The organism is Cellulomonas alba (genome assembly GCF_030362835.1).
In the GTDB taxonomy this organism is placed as follows: Bacteria; Actinomycetota; Actinomycetes; order Actinomycetales; family Cellulomonadaceae; genus Cellulomonas; species Cellulomonas alba.
In genome coordinates, this window is sequence record NZ_JAUCGQ010000001.1 from 2,023,523 (window position 1) to 2,042,950 (window position 19,428).

At 76.4% G+C, this 19,428-nt stretch carries 16 protein-coding genes; 11 read left to right on the forward strand and 5 right to left on the reverse strand.

Annotation, left to right across the window (positions count from 1 at the left end; all coding sequences use genetic code 11):
* The first annotated feature begins 15 nt into the window (after nucleotides 1–15).
* The 4 genes from QRT04_RS09295 (at nucleotide 16) to QRT04_RS09310 (ending at nucleotide 3,405) form a co-directional block, all read left to right on the forward strand.
* A complete protein-coding gene (locus QRT04_RS09295) occupies nucleotides 16–975 on the forward strand; it encodes an ATP-binding cassette domain-containing protein (protein WP_289454932.1) in 960 nt (319 codons plus the stop codon).
* Complete coding sequence (locus tag QRT04_RS09300; RefSeq protein WP_289454933.1) at nucleotides 972–1,784, forward strand: ABC transporter permease; 813 nt, start codon at nucleotides 972–974, stop codon at nucleotides 1,782–1,784. Before QRT04_RS09295 ends, QRT04_RS09300 begins: the two co-directional genes overlap by 4 nt.
* 117 nt (nucleotides 1,785–1,901) lie before the next feature.
* Nucleotides 1,902–2,450 carry a sigma-70 family RNA polymerase sigma factor gene (locus QRT04_RS09305; protein ID WP_289454934.1) on the forward strand — a complete coding sequence of 183 codons (549 nt, stop codon included), beginning with the start codon at nucleotides 1,902–1,904 and terminating at the stop codon, nucleotides 2,448–2,450.
* A complete protein-coding gene (locus tag QRT04_RS09310; RefSeq protein ID WP_289454935.1) occupies nucleotides 2,443–3,405 on the forward strand; it encodes a hypothetical protein in 963 nt (320 codons plus the stop codon). Before QRT04_RS09305 ends, QRT04_RS09310 begins: the two co-directional genes overlap by 8 nt.
* A 7-nt stretch (nucleotides 3,406–3,412) precedes the next feature.
* On the opposite strand, the gene QRT04_RS09315 is transcribed toward QRT04_RS09310, so the two are convergent.
* Nucleotides 3,413–8,023 carry a DUF3418 domain-containing protein gene (locus QRT04_RS09315; RefSeq protein WP_407653581.1) on the reverse strand — a complete coding sequence of 1,537 codons (4,611 nt, stop codon included), beginning with the start codon at nucleotides 8,021–8,023 and terminating at the stop codon, nucleotides 3,413–3,415.
* A 195-nt stretch (nucleotides 8,024–8,218) separates the two neighbouring features.
* On the opposite strand from QRT04_RS09315, the gene QRT04_RS09320 reads away from it, so the two are divergent.
* The 4 genes from QRT04_RS09320 to QRT04_RS09335 all read left to right on the forward strand — a co-directional run bounded on the left by QRT04_RS09320 (nucleotide 8,219) and on the right by QRT04_RS09335 (nucleotide 13,439).
* A complete protein-coding gene (locus QRT04_RS09320; RefSeq protein ID WP_289454936.1) occupies nucleotides 8,219–8,719 on the forward strand; it encodes an aminoacyl-tRNA deacylase in 501 nt (166 codons plus the stop codon).
* Nucleotides 8,720–8,874: 155 nt separating this feature from the next.
* Nucleotides 8,875–9,267 (forward strand): STAS domain-containing protein, encoded by a 393-nt coding sequence (locus QRT04_RS09325; protein WP_289454937.1) that lies wholly within the window; start codon nucleotides 8,875–8,877, stop codon nucleotides 9,265–9,267.
* A 36-nt stretch (nucleotides 9,268–9,303) separates the two neighbouring features.
* On the forward strand, nucleotides 9,304–10,440 hold the full coding sequence (locus QRT04_RS09330; protein WP_289454938.1) for an exonuclease SbcCD subunit D: 1,137 nt from the start codon (nucleotides 9,304–9,306) through the stop codon (nucleotides 10,438–10,440).
* Nucleotides 10,440–13,439: an AAA family ATPase gene (locus QRT04_RS09335; protein WP_289454939.1), complete on the forward strand. Its 3,000-nt coding sequence runs from the start codon at nucleotides 10,440–10,442 to the stop codon at nucleotides 13,437–13,439. The genes QRT04_RS09330 and QRT04_RS09335 overlap by 1 nt, the downstream gene beginning before the upstream one ends.
* A 31-nt stretch (nucleotides 13,440–13,470) precedes the next feature.
* Here the strand turns inward: QRT04_RS09335 and QRT04_RS09340 are convergent, their stop codons facing one another.
* On the reverse strand, nucleotides 13,471–13,887 hold the full coding sequence (locus tag QRT04_RS09340) for a hypothetical protein (RefSeq protein WP_289454940.1): 417 nt from the start codon (nucleotides 13,885–13,887) through the stop codon (nucleotides 13,471–13,473).
* 213 nt (nucleotides 13,888–14,100) lie between these two features.
* On the opposite strand from QRT04_RS09340, the gene QRT04_RS09345 reads away from it, so the two are divergent.
* The 3 genes from QRT04_RS09345 (at nucleotide 14,101) to QRT04_RS09355 (ending at nucleotide 16,947) form a co-directional block, all read left to right on the forward strand.
* Nucleotides 14,101–15,246, forward strand: a complete 1,146-nt coding sequence (locus QRT04_RS09345; protein WP_289454941.1) for a GmrSD restriction endonuclease domain-containing protein — start codon at nucleotides 14,101–14,103, stop codon at nucleotides 15,244–15,246.
* 195 nt (nucleotides 15,247–15,441) lie between these two features.
* Entirely contained in the window at nucleotides 15,442–16,143 is a 702-nt protein-coding gene (locus tag QRT04_RS09350) for an LmeA family phospholipid-binding protein (protein WP_289454942.1), read from the forward strand.
* A gap of 78 nt (nucleotides 16,144–16,221) precedes the next feature.
* The gene (locus QRT04_RS09355; RefSeq protein WP_289454943.1) at nucleotides 16,222–16,947 is read left to right on the forward strand and encodes a M50 family metallopeptidase; all 726 of its coding nucleotides are present in this window, start codon (nucleotides 16,222–16,224) and stop codon (nucleotides 16,945–16,947) included.
* Between the two features lie 180 nt (nucleotides 16,948–17,127).
* Here QRT04_RS09355 and QRT04_RS09360 read toward each other — a convergent pair whose 3' ends face one another.
* From QRT04_RS09360 to QRT04_RS09370, 3 genes are all read right to left on the reverse strand, one after another.
* Nucleotides 17,128–17,688, reverse strand: a complete 561-nt coding sequence (locus tag QRT04_RS09360) for a hypothetical protein (RefSeq protein WP_289454944.1) — start codon at nucleotides 17,686–17,688, stop codon at nucleotides 17,128–17,130.
* Between the two features lie 366 nt (nucleotides 17,689–18,054).
* Nucleotides 18,055–18,810: a hypothetical protein gene (locus QRT04_RS09365; RefSeq protein ID WP_289454945.1), complete on the reverse strand. Its 756-nt coding sequence runs from the start codon at nucleotides 18,808–18,810 to the stop codon at nucleotides 18,055–18,057.
* A gap of 23 nt (nucleotides 18,811–18,833) precedes the next feature.
* Nucleotides 18,834–19,409 (reverse strand): RNA polymerase sigma factor, encoded by a 576-nt coding sequence (locus tag QRT04_RS09370; RefSeq protein ID WP_289454946.1) that lies wholly within the window; start codon nucleotides 19,407–19,409, stop codon nucleotides 18,834–18,836.
* Between the last annotated feature and the right edge of the window lie 19 nt (nucleotides 19,410–19,428).

Below are 19,428 nucleotides of genomic sequence, written 5' to 3' on the forward strand. Positions count from 1 at the left end.
AGAACGGAGATCGCGATGACCGAGAACGTCGTCGTCGCCCGGGGGCTGCGCAAGGCCTACGGCGACCTGACCGTGCTCGACGGGGTCGACCTCGACGTCGGCCGGGGCGAGGTGCTCGCCCTGCTCGGCCCGAACGGCGCCGGCAAGACCACGACCGTCCGGATCCTGTCGACGCTCCTGCGCCCCGACGGCGGCACCGCGAGCGTCGCGGGGCACGACGTCGTGCACGAGCCGGGCGCGGTGCGCGCGGCCATCAGCCTCACCGGGCAGTACGCGGCCGTCGACGAGCTGCTGACGGGCGAGGAGAACCTGCGGCTCATGGCGCGGCTCGCACACCTGCCGCGCACCTCGATCCGCGCGCGGGTCGCCGAGCTGCTCACCCTGTTCGACCTCGAGGACGCCGCGCGCCGCGTCGTCAAGACCTACTCGGGAGGCATGCGGCGCCGGCTCGACCTCGCGGCGGGACTCCTCGCGCGGCCGCAGGTCGTGTTCCTCGACGAGCCGACCACCGGCCTCGACCCGCGCAGCCGCAACGGGCTGTGGGACGTGATCCGCGGCGTGGTCGCGGACGGCGCGACCGTGCTGCTGACGACGCAGTACCTCGAGGAGGCCGACCGGCTCGCCGGAACGGTCGCGGTGATCGACCACGGCCGCGTCATCGCGCGCGGCACGCCCGCCGAGCTCAAGCAGACGGTCGGCTCGGCGCACGTCGAGCTCGCGGTCGCGGGCGGTGGGGTCGAGCGCATCGCGACCGACGGCTCGGTGCCCGACGTGCGGCGCATCCTCGCGGACGTCGAGCGACGCGGCATCGCCGTCGACCGCTGGGCCGTGCGGACGCCGACGCTCGACGACGTCTTCCTCGAGCTCACCGGCAGCGCGCCGGACACCCCGGCGGTCGGCCAGACGCGCGACTCGGCGCCCGACGCCGACGTCGACCCCTCACCCGTCCTCGTCACGACCCGGGAGCCCCGATGACCGCCACCACGCTCACCACCGGACCACGCGCCACCGCGCCGGTCCCCGCCGCGGCCCGCCCCGGCGTCGGCGACACGTTCGCGCTGGTCGGACGCTCGCTGCGCCACTCGACGCGGCAGCTCGACACCGTGCTGATCTCGGTGCTGCTGCCCGTGATGCTGCTGCTGATGTTCGTCTACGTGTTCGGCGGGGCCATCGACTCCACCGGGCGGTACGTCGACTTCGTCGTGCCCGGCATCATCCTGCTGACGTCCGGGTACGGCGCCGCCGGGACGGCCGTCGACGTCGCGACCGACGCGACCGGCGGCATCGTCGACCGGTTCCGGTCGATGCCGATCCGGCCGACAGGAGTGCTCACCGGCCACGTCGCCGCGAGCCTCGCCAAGAACGCGATCTCGACGGCGCTCGTGATCGGCGTCGCCCTGCTCGTCGGGTTCCGCGGTGACGCGTCCGCCGGCGCGTGGGTCGCGGCCCTCGGGCTCGTCGCGCTGTGGGTGCTCGCCCTGACGTGGGTGGCCGTGGCGATCGGGCTGGTGGCGTCCGGCCCCGAGGCGGCCAGCGGGTTCACGTTCGCGATCCTGTTCCTGCCGTACGTCTCGAGCGCGTTCGTGGCGCCCGCGACCATGCCGGCGGTGCTCGAGACGATCGCGGGGTACAACCCGGTGACGCCCGTGACGGACACCGTGCGCGGCCTGCTGCTCGGCATGCCCGTGTCGACCGGCACATGGGTCGCAGCCCTCGCATGGTGCGTCGGGATCCTCGTGGTCGGCCGGGCCGCGGCGGCGCTGCTGTTCCGGCGCGCCACGTAGCAGCGGGCGGGCCGCGGGCCGGGTGTGCGCCACGCTGAGGACGGCGTGGCCCAACCGGATCGCGGCCCGATCCGTTGTCTGGAGAGCGACGGTCGCGACGGACTCGAGGGAGGTCCCGTGGGCAGGTGGGAGCCGCTGCTCGAGACCCTGGTCAGGGAGCGGTACGCGCGCCTGCTGGCGCGGGCCGCGCTCGTCGCGGCGACTCCTGCCGAGGCTGAGGACCTCGTGCAGGACGCCCTGGTGGCGACGTTCGGCGGCCGAGCCCGCTTCGGCTCGGTCGAGCAGGCCGAGCAGTACGTGCGTCGCGCCATCGTCAGCCGCTCGATCGACCGGGCCCGCTCGCGCACCAGCGAGCGCCGGGCGGTCGAGCGGCTGGCCGGGCGCACCGACGCCGCGGCGGCCGAGCCGGCGCTCGCGGGCGTCGACCGGGACCTGGTCGCGGCGCTGCACCTGCTCGGCCCGCGCGAGCGCGCCTGCGTCGTGCTGCGGCACCTCGACGACCTGTCCGTCGCGCAGACCGCCGCGGCCCTCCGGCTGAGCGACGGGGCCGTCAAGCGCTACACCTCCGACGGGCTCGCGCTGCTCGCGGCCCACCTCGGGGCCACCGCCGACGCCGACCGGACGCCCGTCCGCCTCGTGAGAACGGAGAGCACGCGCGATGCCTGATCTCGGCGACATGCTCTGGCGCGCGGAGCGCGCACTCGAGAGCGGCTACACCGGACGTGCCGCCGCGCCGGGTGCCGTGGCGCGCGCGAAGCGTCTCGTCCGCCGACGCCGCACGCTCCGGCACTGGGGCGAGGGTGTCGGTGCGGTCGCGGCGGTCGGCGTCGTCGGCGCGGTCGTGTGGCTCGGCGCACCCGGGGACCGTGAGCCGCCGCTGCCTGCCGCGACGGGCTCGACCGCGGCGTCGAGCCCGACGCCCACCGGGGAGCCGGAGCCGTCCGCGGACCCGGAACCGACGGAGAGCGGCGCCGCGACCCCCACCTTCACCTCCACACCGACCGCGGCGGGCTGCTCGCCCGGTGGCGGGGGCGTGCCGGTCGGAGCCGACGTCCGGCAGGTCGTGGACGTCGACGGCGACGGCCGGCCGGATCGCGCGTGGCTCGCGACCGAGGACGACGGTCAGCGCCGGTTCGGCATCACGACCGCCTCCGGAGCGACGTTCTGGATCGACATCGAGAGCGCGTCGCCGATCCAGGCGTCGGCCGTCGTGCAGCTCGTCCAGTCGGACCACGTGCCGATCGCGCTCGTCGACTTCAGCCGGTCGGCGCAGGTGTACTCGCTCGCGGGGTGCGCGGTGACGGAGGTGCTGAACGCGCAGGGCCTGCCGTACACCTTCGACCGCGGCATGGGCGATCAGGGCACGGGTGCCGGGTGCACGCTGGTCGGCGGTGCGCTCCGGCTCGCAGGTCTCGACGCGGTGCGCAACCCGGACGGCACCTACGACGTGTCCCGCACGTTCATCGACCTCGACGCCGGCGCGCGGCACGCGACGAACGAGAGCCGCGTCGTCGTCGCGCGGGGCGCGAAGGCGGACGCTCCGGTCGTCGTCACAGCGTCGGAGGTGTCGTGCGGCGAGCTGGTGGCCGGGCGCGACGGGCCGGTCCAGCCGATGCCGTGACGCCGCCTCAGCGGGTCGCCGCGGCGAGCGCCTTGCGGATGCGCTGCGGCGACACCGGCACGGGCGTGCCGAGCTGCTGCGCGAACAGGCTGACGCGGAGCTCCTCGACGAGCCAGCGCAGCTCGGTCAGCGCGGGGTCGTCGGGCTGCGCGCGGCGCGCGGCGTCGAGCGCGTCCTCGACGTCCCGCACCTGCCACGCGAGGTCGGCGTCGCGCTGCGGGCTCTCCGCGGCCTTCGTCAGCCGGTGGCGGGCGGCGCGCAGGTAGCGCGGCAGCTGCGCGAGACGGTCGGCGCCGACCTCCGCGACGAAGCCGCCATGGACGAGCCGCTGCTGCTGGGCGCGCACGTCCTGTGCGGTCGCGAGCAGGGCGAGGCTCGTGGCGCCTCGCAGGTCGGCGTCGAGCTCGCGCCACGCGGTGAGCACCTGGACGAGCGTGCCGACCAGCGCGTGCACCTCGTCCTCGAGGCGGGCGCGGACGTGCGCGCGCAGCTCGGCGTAGGCCGCTGCGGTCGTGGCCGGCGTCGTGATCAGGCGGTCGATCGCCGCGAGCTGCACGTCGGTGACCAGCGCGTTCGTGTCCTTGTACGGGCTCGACGCGAGCGCGAGCGCCTGCGTGCCGGTCCAGCGTGACGTGATGCGGGCGGGCTGGAGCCCGACGTCGAGCAGCAGCAGGCGGCGCAGCCCGGCTCGGTGCGTGCGGTCGCGGGTCGCGGGGTCGGCGAGCGTGCGGATCGCGACCGTGCCGCCTTCGTCGACCAGGCTCGGGTAGGCACGCACGGCGCCCGCCTCGACGACGTCGGGCAGCGCGGCGAGGTCCGCCGGCCAGGTCGTCAGGCCCGTGCGTGCGAGAGCGCTGACAGCCGCGCGCTCGGCGGACTCCTGCGCGGCGCGAGCCCCCGACGTCGGCCGTGCCGACCCACGAGCTCGGCCCGACGTCGCGGCGTCGGCGGACGCGCCGCCGGTGCTGGTGCCCGCTCCCGCGCCCGTGGCCGGGCCGGCCGCGCGGCGCGCCTCCTCCATCGCGGCGCGCACCGCCGTCCGGACCGCCGAGTCGACGGCTTCCTGCGTGCGAGACGCGAGACGCCGCTGCAGCGCCTGCAGGTCCTTGCCCTCGTCGACGACACCGCCGCGGTCGCCGACCACGCGGAACGTCATCCGCAGGTGCGGCGGCAGCTTGTCGTCCTCGAAGGCGTCGGCCGGCACGTCGACGTCGCGCACCGCGCGGACCGCCGAGCGGAACGCGTCGTGGAACGAGGGCGCCGCGTCACCCGCGCGGACCGTGTCGTCCCACGCAGCGGTGTGCGCCGTCAGCCACTCGTCGACCTCCCGCGCCACGTCGGGCGCGGGCACGAGCTGCACGCGCAGCGGCTTGGGCAGCGACCGGATCGTCGCGACCACGAGCTCGTGGCGCAGGCCCGGCACCATCCAGTCGAACCCGTCGGGCGTCAGCCGCGGGAGGGCCGTCAGCGGCACGTGGACCGTCACGCCGTCGGCCTCCGTGCCCGGCTGGAACTGGTACGTGAGCGGCAGCGACAGGTCGCCCTGCGGCCAGCGGCTCGGGAACGCGGACTCGTCGATCGCCTCGTCGCCGACGAGCAGCTCGCGCGTGTACGTGAGCAGGTCGGGGTCGCGGCGGCGCGCGCCCTTCCACCACTGGTCGAAGTGCCGCGCGCTGACGATGTCGTCGGGCAGCCGCTCGTCGTAGAAGTCGAAGAGCACGTCGTCGTCGACCACGAGGTCCCGCCGGCGGGCCCGCGCCTCGAGTCCCTCGGCCTCGGCGAGCAGCCGCCGGTTCTCGTGGAAGAACTGGTGGTGCGTCGTCCACTCGCCCTGCACGAGCGCGTGCCGGACGAACAGCTCGCGCGCCGCCGCCGGGTCCACCTTCGCGTACAGCACGCGCCGGCCCGCGACGATCGGGACGCCGTACAGGAGCACGCGCTCGGTCGCGGTCGCGGCACCCTGCTTCGACGACCAGCCCGGGTCGGAGTACGTGCGCTTGACGAGGTGCGCCGCGAGCTCCTCGGCCCACTCGGGCTGGATCCGCGCCGCGTCCCGCGCCCACAGCCGCGACGTCTCGACGAGCTCCGCGGCCATCACCCACGACGGCGGCCGCTTGGCGAGCCCGCTGCCCGGGAAGATCGCGAACCGTGCGCCGCGGGCGCCGAGGTACTCGTTGCGGGGGCGCGGCTTGCGGCGGTCCGGCTGCGGGCGGGCGCCGGCACGCGGCGCGGCCACCTCGGTGGCCTCCTGCATGCCGATCTGGCTCAGGAGACCGGCGAGCAGGCTCTGGTGGATGCGGTCGGCGTCCCACTCGCGGCGCAGCGCGCCCCGGGCGAGCGGGTCGGGGGCCTCGACGCCGGCGTCCGGCGCGCCGTCGAGCTCCGCAATTCCCGCCGACCCGCGCACATCGGTGTGCGCATCTTGCCGAGAGGTGCGCGTCTGGGCGTGCGTGGCCGGGGCGGGAGCCGGGGCTGCGGGGCCGTCCGGCGTCCAGCGGATGCCGAGCGGCTTCGTCAGGTCGCGGACCTGCGTCACCACGTCCTGCCACTCGCGGATGCGCAGGTAGTTGAGGTGCTCGGCGCGGCACAGGCGGCGGAACGCGTTCCCGGACAGCTCGCGCCGCTGGTCGCGCAGGTAGTGCCACAGGTTGAGGTACGCGAGCAGGTCCGACGTCGGGTCGGCGAACCGCGCGTGCAGCTGGTCGGCGCGGTCGCGCTCGTCGGCGGGGCGCTCGCGCGGGTCCTGGATCGACAGCGCGGCGGCGATGACGACGACCTCGCGCGCCACCCCGCGGCGGCCGCCCTCCACGATCATCCGCGCGAGGCGCGGGTCCATCGGCAGCTGCGCGAGCGCGCGCCCGGTCTCGGTGAGTCGCGTGACGACGCGGCTGGGCGCGCGGCCGGCGTCGGCCTGGGTGCCCGCCGTGGCGACACCGTTCTCGGCGTCCGGCTCGGGCCCGGGAACGGGCGCGGGAACGGCGGCGGCCGCGTCGTCGCGGACCGTCTCGAGCGCCGCGAGCTCCGTCAGCAGCTGCACGCCGTCGCGGACCGCGCGCACGTCCGGCGGGTCGACGAACGGGAAGTCGGTGACGTCCTCCGGGCTGCCGGCGACGCCCACCGCGATCATCTGCAGGATCACCGACGCGAGCGAGGTGCGCAGGATCTCCGGCTCGGTGAACCGCGGGCGGGCCGCGAAGTCGTCCTCGGAGTAGAGCCGGATCGCGACGCCGTCGGCCACGCGGCCGCAGCGCCCGGAACGCTGGTTCGCCGACGCCTGCGAGATCGGCTCGATCGGCAGCCGCTGGACCTTCGTCGCCTTGGAGTAGCGGCTGATCCGGGCGGTGCCCGGGTCGACGACGTAGCGGATGCCCGGCACGGTCAGCGACGTCTCCGCGACGTTCGTGGCGAGCACGACGCGGCGCGTGCCGTGCGCCTCGAACACGCGGTGCTGCTCGGCGGCGGACAGGCGGCCGTAGAGCGGCAGGAGCTCGACGGCCTGCGGGTGACGCGGGTCGGTCGCGCGCGCCCCGAGGCTCGTCCGCAGCGCGTCCTCCGCGTCGCGGATCTCGCGCTCGCCGGAGAGGAAGACGAGCACGTCGCCCGGGCCGAGCGTGCACAGCTCGTCGACCGCGTCGGTGATGCCCGTCATGAGGTCGCGGTCCTGCTCGCCGCGGGCGGCGCGGGGGGCTCGGGCGGTCGCGCGCGCCGACGCGCCCTCGTCGTCGTCGTCCTCGGTGCCGAGCGCGTCGGGCGACAGGGGTCGGTAGCGGATCTCGACGGGGTACGTGCGGCCGCTGACCTCGACGACCGGGGCCGGTACGCCGTCCGGGTGCTCGTCATCGGGCGGGCCGGCGAAGTGCGCGGCGAACCGCGCCGAGTCGATCGTCGCGGACGTGATGACGACCTTGAGGTCCGGCCGCTGCCGCAGCAGGCGCGTCAGGTAGCCGAGGATGAAGTCGATGTTCAGCGAGCGCTCGTGCGCCTCGTCGATGATCAGCGTGTCGTACGCCAGCAGCATCGGGTCGCGCTGGATCTGCGCGAGCAGGATGCCGTCCGTCATGACCTTGACGAGCGTCCGGTCGCTCGACGTGTCGGTGAACCGGACCTGGTAGCCGACGGCCTCGCCCAGCGGGGTGCCGAGCTCCTCCGCGATCCGCTCCGCCACGCTGCGGGCCGCGATGCGCCGCGGCTGCGTGTGGCCGATCTGGCCGGCGCGGCCACGCCCGAGCTCGAGCGCGATCTTGGGGAGCTGCGTCGTCTTGCCCGACCCCGTCTCCCCGGCGACGACGACCACCTGGTGGTCGCGCAGCGCCGCCGCGATGTCGGCCCGGCGCGCGCTGACCGGCAGCTGCTCGGGGTAGGCGATCGGCGGGAGGGCGACGGCCTCGCGTGCGCGAGCCAGGGCGGCACGGCGCGCGTCGTCGCGGGCGCCGCGACGGGCGCCCTCGGCATCACGCCCTGCGTCGCGGCGGCTGTCGCGCCCGCTCGTGGCGTCGGCGCCGTGCGACGCGGGCCCCGCCTGACCGGGACGGCCGCCGTGCGCGTGCCCGCGGCCGCGGCCGGCCCGGCGAGGGGCGCGGCGGCCGTCGGGCGACGGCGAGGAGGCGGGCGTGGTCACGACGCACCATTCTCCCAGGCGCACCGAGCGGTTATCGCGCCGAGCGGCGGGTCGGTGCGCGTCCGTCGGTGCGGACAGCGCAGTCGCCGCGCGCCGGGCGGGCGTCGAACCGCCGCTCGCGCGCGGACTCTCCGCACCGACGGTCAGCCGACCGGCGCACCGGCGCTGTGCGCGCAGCCGTCCTACGCTGGCGCGATGAGCGAGCCCGTCACCGAGCGCCCGACGGACGGCGAGCGCCGCGCCCGCGCCGCGCTGGAGTCGTCCGGCGTCCCCTTCGACCTCACCCGGCACGGGCCGGTGTCGTCGCTCGCGGAGGCGGCGGCCGCGCGCGGCGTCGAGCCCGCGGACGTGATCAAGACGATCGTCGTGCGGCGCGGCGACGAGGACTACCTGTTCGTCCTCGTGCCGGGTGACCGCGCCATCAGCTGGCCCAAGCTGCGCGCGCTGCTCGGCGTGAGCCGCCTGTCGATGCCCGACGCGGGGACCGCGCGCGGCGTCACAGGCTACGAGCGCGGCACGATCACCCCGTTCGGCTCGTTGCGCGAGCTGCCGGTGGTCAGCGACTCGCGCGTGCCGGGGCGGCCGGTGTCGATCGGTGCGGGCGCGCACGGCGTCGCGGCGACGCTCGCGGGGTCGGACCTGGTGCGGGCCCTGGCCGCGACCGTGGCGGACGTCACGGAGCCGGCGGAGGGCTGACCAGGCCGTTCGACTGGCGCATCCGCCGCCGCACCCCCACTCTGGTTGGCGCCACCTGCGGCGTCACGGGAACGTCGGTGGGCTGGCGTACGTTGGACGAGACGGACCGCGGCCGGCAGCGTCGCCGGGACAGCAGCCGTCAGGACGAGGGAGCCATGAGCGCGATCGAGCATGCGCCGGCCGGGACCATCCGGGTCGAGGCGCAGGAGACGCGGACGGTCATCGTCTTCGTCGGAGAGGTCGACGCGGCGCTCCGCGCCGAGGCGAGCGCGTCGATGGGCGCCGCGCTCGTCACCGGGCTGCCGGTGGTCGTCGACTCGTCGCGTGCCACGTTCGTGGACTCGTCGGGCCTGGCGTTCGTGCTGCAGCTGCACCTGGCGACGTCGGAGGCCGGCATCCCGCTGACGCTGCACGACCCGCACCGCGTGATGCGTGACGTGCTCGACATGGTCGGCCTCGGCGCCGAGCTCGAGGACGAGGTCGCGAGCCCGTCGAGCGGCGACGTGACCGACGTCCACACCCTTCCTGACGACGTGCCGGTCGGCTGACGCGGTCGTGTCGGTGGCGGGGCTTACGGTCCCCGCATGCGGTTCTTGCACACGTCCGACTGGCACCTGGGCCGGTCGCTGCACGGGGTCGACCTGCTCGACCACCAGGCGGCGTACCTGGACCACCTGGTCGGGCTCGCGCGCGACGAGCGGGTGGACGCCGTCGTCGTCGCGGGGGACGTGTACGACCGCGCGATCCCGCCGGTCGAGGCCGTCACGCTGCTGTCCGAGACGCTCGCCCGGCTGACGGAGCACACGGCCGTCGTGCTGACGTCCGGGAACCACGACTCGGCGACGCGGCTGGGGTTCGGCGCGCCGCTCATGCGCGAGCGGGTGCGGCTGCGCACGCGCGTCGCGGAGCTCGACTCCCCTGTGCTTCTCGGTGACGTCGCGGTCTACGGTCTGCCGTACCTCGACCCCGACGCGGTCCGCGCGGAGCTGGGCGGCGACGAGCCGCTGGCCCGCTCGCACGAGGCGGTGATGACGGCCGCGATGGGGCGCGTGCGGGCCGACGCCGCGCGGCGCGGCGTGCGGTCGGTGGTGGCGGCGCACGCGTTCGTCGTCGGCGGCGAGGCGAGCGAATCGGAGCGCGACATCCGGGTCGGCGGCGTCGACCACGTGCCGGCCGGTGTCTTCGCCGGCACCGACTACGTCGCCCTCGGTCACCTGCACGGACCGCAGGGGCTCACCGGCCCCGCGGGCACGGTGCTGCGCTACTCGGGCTCGCCGCTCGCGTACTCGTTCTCCGAGCAGCACCACGCGAAGTCGACGGTCGTGGTCGAGCTCGGGGCGAAGGGCGTGACGACGCGGCTCGAGCCCGCGCCCGTGCCGAGGCGGCTCGCGGACGTCACGGGCGACCTCGAGGCACTGCTCGGCGCGACCGGGGAGCCGCACGTCGACCACTGGGTGCGCGTGACGGTCACGGACCCCGACCGCCCCGCGGACCTGTTCGCCCGCGTGCGGGCCCGGTTCCCGCACGCGCTCGTGGTGCAGCACCGGCCGCCGGTCGCCGAGGCAGCGGCGCGCGCCGCGCACGTCAGCGCGGCCGCCGACCCGGTGGAGGTCTCCGCGCAGTTCGTCCGGCACGTCACGGGTCGCGCGCCGTCGGCCGAGGAGCTCGCCGTCCTGCGGCGGGCGTACGAGGACGTCGCCGCGGCGGAGCGGAGCGCCTGATGCGACTCCGATCGCTCACCCTGCAGGCCGTGGGACCGTTCGCCGAGCAGTACACGGTCGACTTCGACGCGCTCGCCGCCGGAGGCCTGTTCCTGCTCGAGGGGCCGACGGGCGCGGGCAAGTCGACGATCATCGACGCGGTCGTGTTCGCGCTGTACGGGAAGGTCGCGTCCGCCGACGCGAGCGAGGACCGGCTGCGGTCCGCGTACGCCGGCGACGACGTCGAGAGCGTCGTCGACCTGACGTTCGAGGTGCAGGCCGGCACGTTCCGCGTGCGGCGCACCCCCGCGTACCAGCGCGCCAAGAGGCGCGGTTCCGGCACGACCCTCCAGCAGGCGTCGATCGTGCTCTGGCGCGTGTCGCCCGACGGCGAGGAGCAGGTGCTCGCGACGCGGCTCGACGAGGCGGGCGCCGAGCTCCAGCGGGTCGTGGGCCTCGACCGGGCGCAGTTCGTGCAGACGATCGTGCTGCCGCAGGGCGAGTTCGCGAAGTTCCTGCGGGCCGACCCCGAGGACCGGCGCGGTCTGCTGCAGCGGATCTTCGGCACCCAGGTCTACGACCGGATCGGGCAGCGGCTCGCGGAGCTCCGCCGCGAGGCGGACCGCGCGGTGGAGGCGGCGCGCGCGGAGCTCGCGGTGTCGCTCGCGCACGTGGTCGGTGCGGCGCGGGTGTCCGGCGAGGACGCCGAGGCCGTCACGGCGCTGGTGGCCTCGCCGGCCGACGCCGTCCGTGCGGAGCTGACGACGCGGGCCTCGGCGCTCGTGGCGCAGGCCGACGCCGCGGCGCGGGTCGCTGTCGACGCGCAGGCGGCGAGCCGGCTGGCGCGTGGCGCGCTCGACGCGGCCGTCGAGCTCGACGGGCTGCTGCGACGCCGCGAGGCGCTGGCCGTCGAGGCGAGCCAGCTGGCGGGGGCGGCGCCACAGTGCGAGGCGGCGCGTGCGCGGGTCGCGGCGGCGCGTTCGGCCCAGGCGGTGCGGCCGCTCCTGACGGCGGCCGAGGCGTCGCGGGTCGCCGCGCAGGCCGCACGCAAGGACCTCGAGGCCGCATGCGACGCGGCGCCCACCGACCTGGCGGCGCTCGCGCCCGACGAGTCCGCGCTGCGCTCGGCGCGCGACGCCGCGCTCGGCGAGGGTGCCGCGCTGGAGCACTGGGTGCGGGTCGAGGCGGGGCTCGTCGCCGCCCGACGCGCGGTGCAGGCGGCGCGGATCGGCGTCGAGGACCTGCAGGCGGAGGTGGCGGCGCACGACGCATGGCTCGCCCGCCGCGCGCCCGAGCGCACCGAGCTGGTGACGCGCCTGGACGCGGCGCGCGCTCTCGGTGCCCTCGCCGCACCGCGCGAGGCGCGCGTCCGCGAGATCGAGGCGGCTGCCCAGCGTGTCCTGGCGCTCGACGCCGCGCGCGACGAGCTCGCCGCCGGCGACCGGGCCGTCCGCGAGGCGGCCGAGGTGGCGCGCGAGGCCCTCGAGGTCGAGACCCAGCTCCGCGCGGCCCGGATCGCGGGGCTCGCCGGCGAGCTGGCGGAGCGGCTCTCGCCCGGGGACGCGTGCCCCGTGTGCGGCTCCCCGGAGCACCCGCACAAGGCTCGGCTCGGCTCGGATCACGTCGCTGCCGAGCAGGTCACCGATGCGGAACGTTCGAGCAAGGCCGCCGAGAGCGCGCTGACGCAGGCGTCGGCACAGGTCGCTGCGCTGCGGGAGCGCGTGGCCGGGCTCGAGGAGGTGGTCGGCTCGGCGACGGCGGAGTCGGTCGCGGCCGAGCTCGTCGGGGCGCGAGCCTCGTTCGCGGAGGCGCGGGCCGGCCTGGACGAGGTCGCGGCGCTCGAGGCGGCCTCGGCCGCCCACGACACGGAGACGGGCCGCCGGCGCGACGAGCGCGACACCGCGGCGGCGCGTACGAGCGCCGCAGAGGCGCAGCTGCTCGCCTCGGAGCAGGCGCTCGGCGCTGACGAGGCGGGCGTCGCGGGCGCGTGCGAGGGCTTCCCGACGGTCGCGGCCCGGCATGCGGCGGTCGCGGAGCGGGCGGACGCCGCCGAGGGTCTCGCGCACGCGCTCGCCGCCCAGCAGGCGGCCGAGGCGGCCGAGCTGACCCGACGGGTCGAGCTGGACGCGGCGCTGGCCGAGCACGGCTTCCCGTCTGCGGACGACGCGGCCGCGGCATGGCTCGAGCCTGCCGACGTCGCGGCCCTCGCGCGCACCGTCGCCGACTTCGACGCGGCCGTCGAGGCGAACCGCCGCGCGCGCGCCGACCACGCCATCGCAGCGCTCGCGCCGGATGCGACGGTCGACCTCGATGCCGCAAGGGCGGCGGAGCAGGCGGCTCGTACCGAGGCCGACGTCGCATCCGGTGCGGCACTTCTCGCGCGCGAGCTGGCCGACGCGACGTCCGCCGCGGTCGCCGGCGCGACGAAGTGCGCGTTCGACCTCGAGGACGCCCGCACCGCCGCGGCGCCGGTCGCGCGGCTCGCCGGGCTCGCGTCGGGCACGGGCGGCGACAACGCGCACAGCCTCTCGCTCGCCACCTATGTGCTGACCCGGCGGTTCGAGGACGTCGTGGCGGCGGCCAACGACCGGCTCGTCGCGATGTCGGACGGCCGGTTCGAGCTCGCGCGCAGCGACGAGAAGGAGGACGTGTCCAGCCGGCGCCGCGGCCTGGCGATGCGGGTGCTCGACCACCGGACCGAGCAGCTGCGCGACCCGCGCACGCTCTCGGGCGGGGAGACGTTCTACGTGTCGCTCTGCCTGGCGCTCGGCATGGCCGACGTCGTCACCGCCGAGGCCGGCGGGATCGACCTCGGCACGCTGTTCGTCGACGAGGGCTTCGGCTCGCTGGACCCGCACACGCTCGACCAGGTGCTCGTCGAGCTCGGACGGCTGCGCGCCGGCGGCCGGGTGGTCGGCGTGGTGTCGCACGTCGAGGCGCTCAAGCAGTCGATCGCCGACCGGATCGAGGTGCGGCCGACGGCCGACGGTCCGTCGCGGCTGACGGTCCGGGCCGGCTGAGCACCCGCGAGCAGTCCGCGCGCGCGGGCGGTCACCAGGTCCAGCCGCGGGAGGCGAGCTCGACCTCCTCGCGGAACCGCTCGGCGGGATCACCGGTCGGGTGCTGCTCGACCTCGACGCCGGCGAGCTGGCACGCCTCGGCGAGGAGCTGGTCGTACGCGAGCTGGGACGCGATGATCCGCTCGGCCCGCGCGAACGTGTGGACGTCGATCTCGAGCGAGCGCACGTGGTCGGCGACCGCGCCGAGGCGCTCCTGCACGCGCAGCGCGGTGAACGGGTCGGTCTCGGCGGCGGGTTCGCGGCGCAGCCGAGACGCGAGCCGGTCGAGCCGGCGCGCGAGCTTGATCCGCCATCGCGGCGGCTCGTCAGCGGTGGGGAACAGCAAGCAGAACCCCTTGAAGACGAGCGCCGGCGTGATGAAGACGATTCCCAGCATGAGCCACGCCATCGTGCCCGTTCTTTCCTCGTGCCTTGCCCTCAGGCTAGGTCGCGACTGTGACGTACGCCATCAAGTTCCGGCCGCGAAATGGCGACGAAACCGGGCGATCTCGAACGCGGCGCGCCCGTGGGACGGCCGCTCGGCGACGACCCCCGCGGGCCGTTCGCGCGGCGTCGCACGGGCGCGGTGCAGAACGCGCGCGGGCGTGCCGATGCACCACGTATGAGCCCGCTCCGAACCGGTTGCGCACGCCGCTGGATCGCAGTCGCCGCGCTCGGCAGCGCGTTGCTCGCGGGGTGCGAGCCGGCCGCCACCGATGCCGGGCTCACGCGCGAGCACGGCGGCCGCCCGGTCGGCGGGGCCGGGAGCCCGACCGGTGCCCCCCCGAGCGCGAGCTCGACGACCGGCCCCGGCGGGCCCGCCGACGCGGCTTCGACGCCCGCGGCCTCGTCCCCGGCACCAACAGGCGGCTCGCCCACCGCGGGAGACGCCGGACGGACGGGTACCGCGCTCGCCGCCCTCGCGCTCCTGCGGATCAAGGGCCGCGCCCCCATGACCGGCTACACGCGCGACGAGTTCGGCCCGGCGTGGAAGGACGTCGACCGCAACGGGTGCGACACCCGGGACGACGTGCTCGCGCGTGACCTCGACGACCCGGTGCGCCGCGACGCGTGCGTCATCGCGTCCGGCACGCTGCACGACCCCTACACGGGCACGACCATCGACTTCGTCCGCGGTGTCGGCACCTCGCAGCGGGTCCAGATCGACCATGTGGTCGCGCTCGGCGACGCCTGGCAGAAGGGCGCCCAGCAGTGGGACGCCGCACGACGGACGGCGTTCGCGAACGACCCCCTCGAGCTGCTCGCTGTTGACGGTCCGACGAACGCGCAGAAGGGCGACGGCGACGCCGCGACCTGGCTGCCGCCGCGGAAGGCCTACCGCTGCGCGTACGTCGCGCGGCAGGTCGCGGTGAAGTACACGTACGGGCTCTGGGTGACGCAGGCCGAGCACGACGCGATCGCACGGATCCTCGCGGCGTGCCCCGGGCAGCCGTTGCCCGCGGGCTCCGCGGTGCCGCCGGCGAACCCGCGCGCGGCGGCCGGCGCCTCGGGCACAGGCGCAACCGGCGGCGCGGGGTCCTCCAGTGCGGGGTCGACGGGCTCGGAGCCGGGCGGCGGCGCGTCCGGTGATTCGTCGTCCGCAAGCGGCACGGGGTCGACCGGCTCGTCGTCGGGCGGGACGGCGGTCTACGCGAACTGTGCGGCCGCCTGGGCGGCGGGTGCCGCGCCGCTGCACCGGGGCGACCCCGGCTACGGGCCGAGGCTCGACCGCGACGGGGACGGCGTCGCCTGCGAGTCCAGGCCCTGAACGCGCCCCGGCGCGGCGGCCCGCAGTGGTCGAGCCCCGCCGCCCGCGGGTCGGGGCCGTGACCCCGCGCGGGCGTCGAGCCGCACGCGCGGACCCTCCGGCGGGCCGCGGGCCGGGCAGGGCTCTACGGTGGGGCCCGGAGCTGGGCCAGGACGACCGAGGAGCGCCCGTGCGCGAGACGAGCCAGGAGCGCCGATGCGCGCGCTGACCGTGGTGGGCGCCGTGGTCGGTGTCGCGATCGTCGCCGGCGGCGCGTTCGTGGTGGTGGACCGCGTGACCGCGCACCACACCGAGCAGCAGCTGTCTGCGGCGATCGAGCAGAACCTCGACGGCGTGGTCGGCACGCCGCAGGTGCACGTCCAAGGCTTCCCGTTCCTGACGCAGCTCGCCGCGGGGTCGCTCGACCACGTCACGGGGACCATCGACGGCGCGACGCTGAGCGGCGTCACCGCGCAGGACGTCACGTTCGACGGGCGCGACGTCACGACGGCCCAGCCGTACACGGTCGGCAAGGCGACGGTCACGGCGACGCTGCCCACGGAGTCGGTCCAGCACCTCGTCGACCAGCAGACGGGGCTCGACGTCGACCTGGCGGTGACCAACGGTGCGGTGCGCGCGTCGGGCTCGGTGCTGGGTGTGACCCTCACGGCCGACCTCGAGCCGCACGCCGTGGACGGCAAGCTCAAGGTCGACGTCCAGAAGGTGACGATCGCCGGCCTCACGGTCTCGGTCGACGACCTGCCGGGCGGCATCGGCGACCGGCTTCAGGACGTGACGATCCCCGTCACCGGCCTGCCCGCCGGCATGGGCCTCGCGGACGTCACCGTGATCGACGACGGCCTGCGCGTGACGGCGACAGGCGAGCACGTCGCGCTGGAGCAGCCCACGGAGGGCTGAGGCGGCGGGTGCGCCACCCGGTCACGGCTGGCCCGGCGCTCGGCGGGTAGGGTCCGACCGGCGACGACGGGAGGCCGGGTGGACTGGATCGGGCAGGCGTGGGAGCACGTCACGACCGCGCAGCCGCTGCCGTCCACAGCGACCGTGCTGCTCTGCGGCGGCGCGGCGCTCGTCTGCCTCGTCGTCCCGTGGCTGTGGCACCTGACGCGGCACGCGCTGACGATCGTCCACGAGGCCGGCCACGCGACGGTCGGCCGGCTCGTCGGCCGGCGCATCTCCGGCATCCGCGTCCACTCCGACACGTCGGGCCTGACGATCTCGGTCGGCAAGCCGCGGGGACCCGGCATGGTCGCGACGCTCGCCGCGGGCTACCCGGCACCCGCGCTGCTGGGCGTCGGCGCGGCGTGGCTGCTCTCGCGCGGGTACGCCGTCGCGGTGCTGTGGGCGCTCGTCGTCCTGCTCGCACTGGTGCTCGTCCAGATCCGCAACTGGTACGGGCTGTGGGCCGTCCTCGTCAGCGCGGCGCTCGTCGTCGGCGTGACGGTGTGGGCGGCGCCGGGCGTGCAGTCGGTGTTCGCGCACGTCGTGACGTGGTTCTTCCTGCTCGGCGCGCCGCGCGCGGTGGTCGAGATGCAGCGCGGCCGGTCGCGCACCGGCCGCACCGGCCGCCCGGACACGTCCGACGCCGGTCAGCTCGGAGCACTGACGCACCTGCCGGGCCTGGTGTGGGTCGCGATCCTGCTGCTGGTGTGCCTCGCGGGTGCCGTCGTGGGTGGCGCGTGGCTGGTGGGCGTGACGTTGTAAGAGCTCCGACGACGCGCGGCCCCTGTCGCTCCGACGACGACGCGCGGCCCGAGCTGCGGGGAGGCTGCTCGGGCCGCGCGGTAGGCGGGCGACGACGGGCCGATGAAGGCTCGCCGTCGACCGCCTCGCGAGCTCAGCTCCAGGGGGCGGTCCGCCGAGCTCGCGAGGTCGGTGCGGGGATCAGTCGTCGTTCCCCGGGTGGGTCTCGGCCGGAGCCGGGAGAGTAGGCCGAACCTCGGGGGTCGGCTGCGCCGTCGGCGCCGGCTTCGCCGTGCGGCCCGGTGCCTGCGCGCCGTGGCGGTGGGCGAGCCCCGTGGCGCTGGCCGACTTGGCGCGCGCCTCCTGCGAGATCTGGTGGCCGTCGACGCCGCCGTCGCGCGCATCGGCGGCGACGCGCTGACCGAACGCCGCCGAGGCGGGCAGCGTGTGCGTGGGCGCCGGGGTCGGGCCCGCGGTCGGCGCGTCCGTCGCGGTCGGCTGCGACGCCGGGTCCTCGGTCGCCTCGCCCTGCGAGTCGCCCTGCTCGTCGTCCCGAGCACCGGTCGACGTGCCGTCCGTGGACGACGCGGTGGGCGCGGGGGTCTCGTCGACCGCTACCCGGACGTGCGGCGTTCCGACCGCATGCGCGGCGGCGGGCACCCCGCCGATCACCCCGATGGCCACGGCGACGCCGGCAGCCTTCGCCGGCAGGCTGAGGCCGGCCAGCTTGGCCAGGACGGCGGCCAAGGTCGTGGAGCTCATGCGTGTACCTCCTGAGTCGGGCGTCTCCCGCGTGCTCGTCCCGGGCGGGACGGGGGACGACGCCTCTCGTGGGAGCCATCGCCGTTCCACGCCGTAGGGGTACGGGTCGCGCGAGAGACATTTGCCGGGCGGCGCGGACGCGGCTCAGCGGCCCCCGGCGGCACGTGGGCCGCGGGAGGGTGCGGACGAGCGTCGGCCGTGTCCGCGGGCGGCACGCGGGGAGGGCGCGGACGAGCCTCAGCCGGATTCGGCCGCGGCGGGACGTGGTGGGGGCGCGGACGAGCCCCAGCCGGTCTGGCCGGCAGGTGGGACGCGGGAGTGTGCCTCAGCCGTGCCAGGCGTGCACGTGGGACGCGGGAGTGCGCCTCAGCCGCGACCGGCGGGCACGTGGGACCGCGGCGTGGCTGCCGACGTCGGCCGGTGGTCCTGCCCCGGCGGGTTGCCGGCGTGGCTCGAGCTCCCGTGGGTGCGCCCGGGCGCGGGAGTCGCCTTGCCGGAGCCCGAGCCGTTGCCGGGACTGGTGGTCGGCCGACCCGTCGGCGACACGGCGTGCCCCGGTGCGCCGGCGGACGCGCCCCGGCCGTGCGTCTGGACGGGTGCCGGGATCGCGGCGCAGTCCGTCGAGCACGGCGCGGTCGTGTGGCCCGGCTGGTCGTGGGAGGTGTGGCCGGGCGTCGTCGGCGTGGCCGGCACGGGGGTGGACGCGCCGCCCGTGATGTCGTTCCAGGCGCGGCCGACCGCGTGCACCACGGACTGCGCCGGCTCGCGGACGACGGCCGGCGCGCCGTCGAGGTTGGCGACGCCCACGATCCCGGCCGCGGCGGCCGCACCGGCGAGCGCGATCTTCCCGGCGACCACGATGCCCGCCGCCGCGCCGACCCGACGGAGCCGGCGACGCCCGGCCAGCGACGGGACCTCGTCCGTCCGTGCCGGCGTCGAGGTCCCGTCGTGGCGCCCCGGCGCAGCGGGCGGGCCGCCCTCGAGCAGGGCGGCCAGCGCCGGTGTCGGTGCGGGCGCGGGGTCGTCGGCCGTCGCGCGGACGGCGGCGACGAACGCGACGAGGTCGGCCTCGCCGGGCACGTCGTCGCCCGCGATCAGCCGGTCGTCAGAGATGCGCCACACATCCTGGCCATCGTCGAAGGGGCTCACAGGGGTACGCCCTCCCGCTCGATGGCTCGCCGGACGGAGGCGAGCCCGCGGCGCTGCAGCGCCTTGACCGCGCCGACCTGCTTGCCCGTGACCTCGGCCACCTGCTCGACCGTCAGGTCCGCGACCAGCCGAAGCGTGAGCACGTCGCGCTGCTCGTCGGTCAGCGTGGAGAGCAGCGCGACGACGCGCTCGCGCCCGAGCGTCGCGAGCGCGCCCTCCTCCGCGCTGGCCACGACCGGTCCGGCGTCGGGGTCGTCGAGCGGCTCGACCGGGAGCGACCGCGATCGCCGGCGCCACGAGTCGACCGCCCGGCGGTGCGCGATCGTGAACACCCACGACCGGAACGCGCGCTCGTCGCCGCGGAACCGGCCAACCCCGGTCAGCACCGCGATGAACACCTCGCTCGTCAGGTCCTCGACGTCGTCCGCTCCGCGCGCCCGCAGGTACGCGGCGACGGGGCGCGCCAGGTCGGCGTAGATCGCGCCGAAGGCGTCGGCGGCACCGGCCTGCGCCCGCGCGAGCGTGCCCTCGAAGTCGTCGAGCACTACGCGGCGCGCGCGACGGACACCCACATGCGCGCGCACCTCCCGC

Excerpts from the sequence above, each read along its gene's own strand:
- QRT04_RS09360 (WP_289454944.1), bottom strand. The coding sequence starts at position 17,688 with ATGAGCTCCACGACCTTGGCCGCCGTCCTGGCCAAGCTGGCCGGCCTC.
- QRT04_RS09295 (WP_289454932.1), top strand. The coding sequence starts at position 16 with ATGACCGAGAACGTCGTCGTCGCCCGGGGGCTGCGCAAGGCCTACGGC.
- QRT04_RS09300 (WP_289454933.1), top strand. The coding sequence starts at position 972 with ATGACCGCCACCACGCTCACCACCGGACCACGCGCCACCGCGCCGGTC.
- QRT04_RS09310 (WP_289454935.1), top strand. The coding sequence starts at position 2,443 with ATGCCTGATCTCGGCGACATGCTCTGGCGCGCGGAGCGCGCACTCGAG.
- QRT04_RS09340 (WP_289454940.1), bottom strand. The coding sequence starts at position 13,887 with ATGGCGTGGCTCATGCTGGGAATCGTCTTCATCACGCCGGCGCTCGTC.
- QRT04_RS09325 (WP_289454937.1), top strand. The coding sequence starts at position 8,875 with ATGAGCGCGATCGAGCATGCGCCGGCCGGGACCATCCGGGTCGAGGCG.
- QRT04_RS09350 (WP_289454942.1), top strand. The coding sequence starts at position 15,442 with ATGCGCGCGCTGACCGTGGTGGGCGCCGTGGTCGGTGTCGCGATCGTC.
- QRT04_RS09345 (WP_289454941.1), top strand. The coding sequence starts at position 14,101 with ATGAGCCCGCTCCGAACCGGTTGCGCACGCCGCTGGATCGCAGTCGCC.
- QRT04_RS09320 (WP_289454936.1), top strand. The coding sequence starts at position 8,219 with ATGAGCGAGCCCGTCACCGAGCGCCCGACGGACGGCGAGCGCCGCGCC.
- QRT04_RS09335 (WP_289454939.1), top strand. The coding sequence starts at position 10,440 with ATGCGACTCCGATCGCTCACCCTGCAGGCCGTGGGACCGTTCGCCGAG.
- QRT04_RS09330 (WP_289454938.1), top strand. The coding sequence starts at position 9,304 with ATGCGGTTCTTGCACACGTCCGACTGGCACCTGGGCCGGTCGCTGCAC.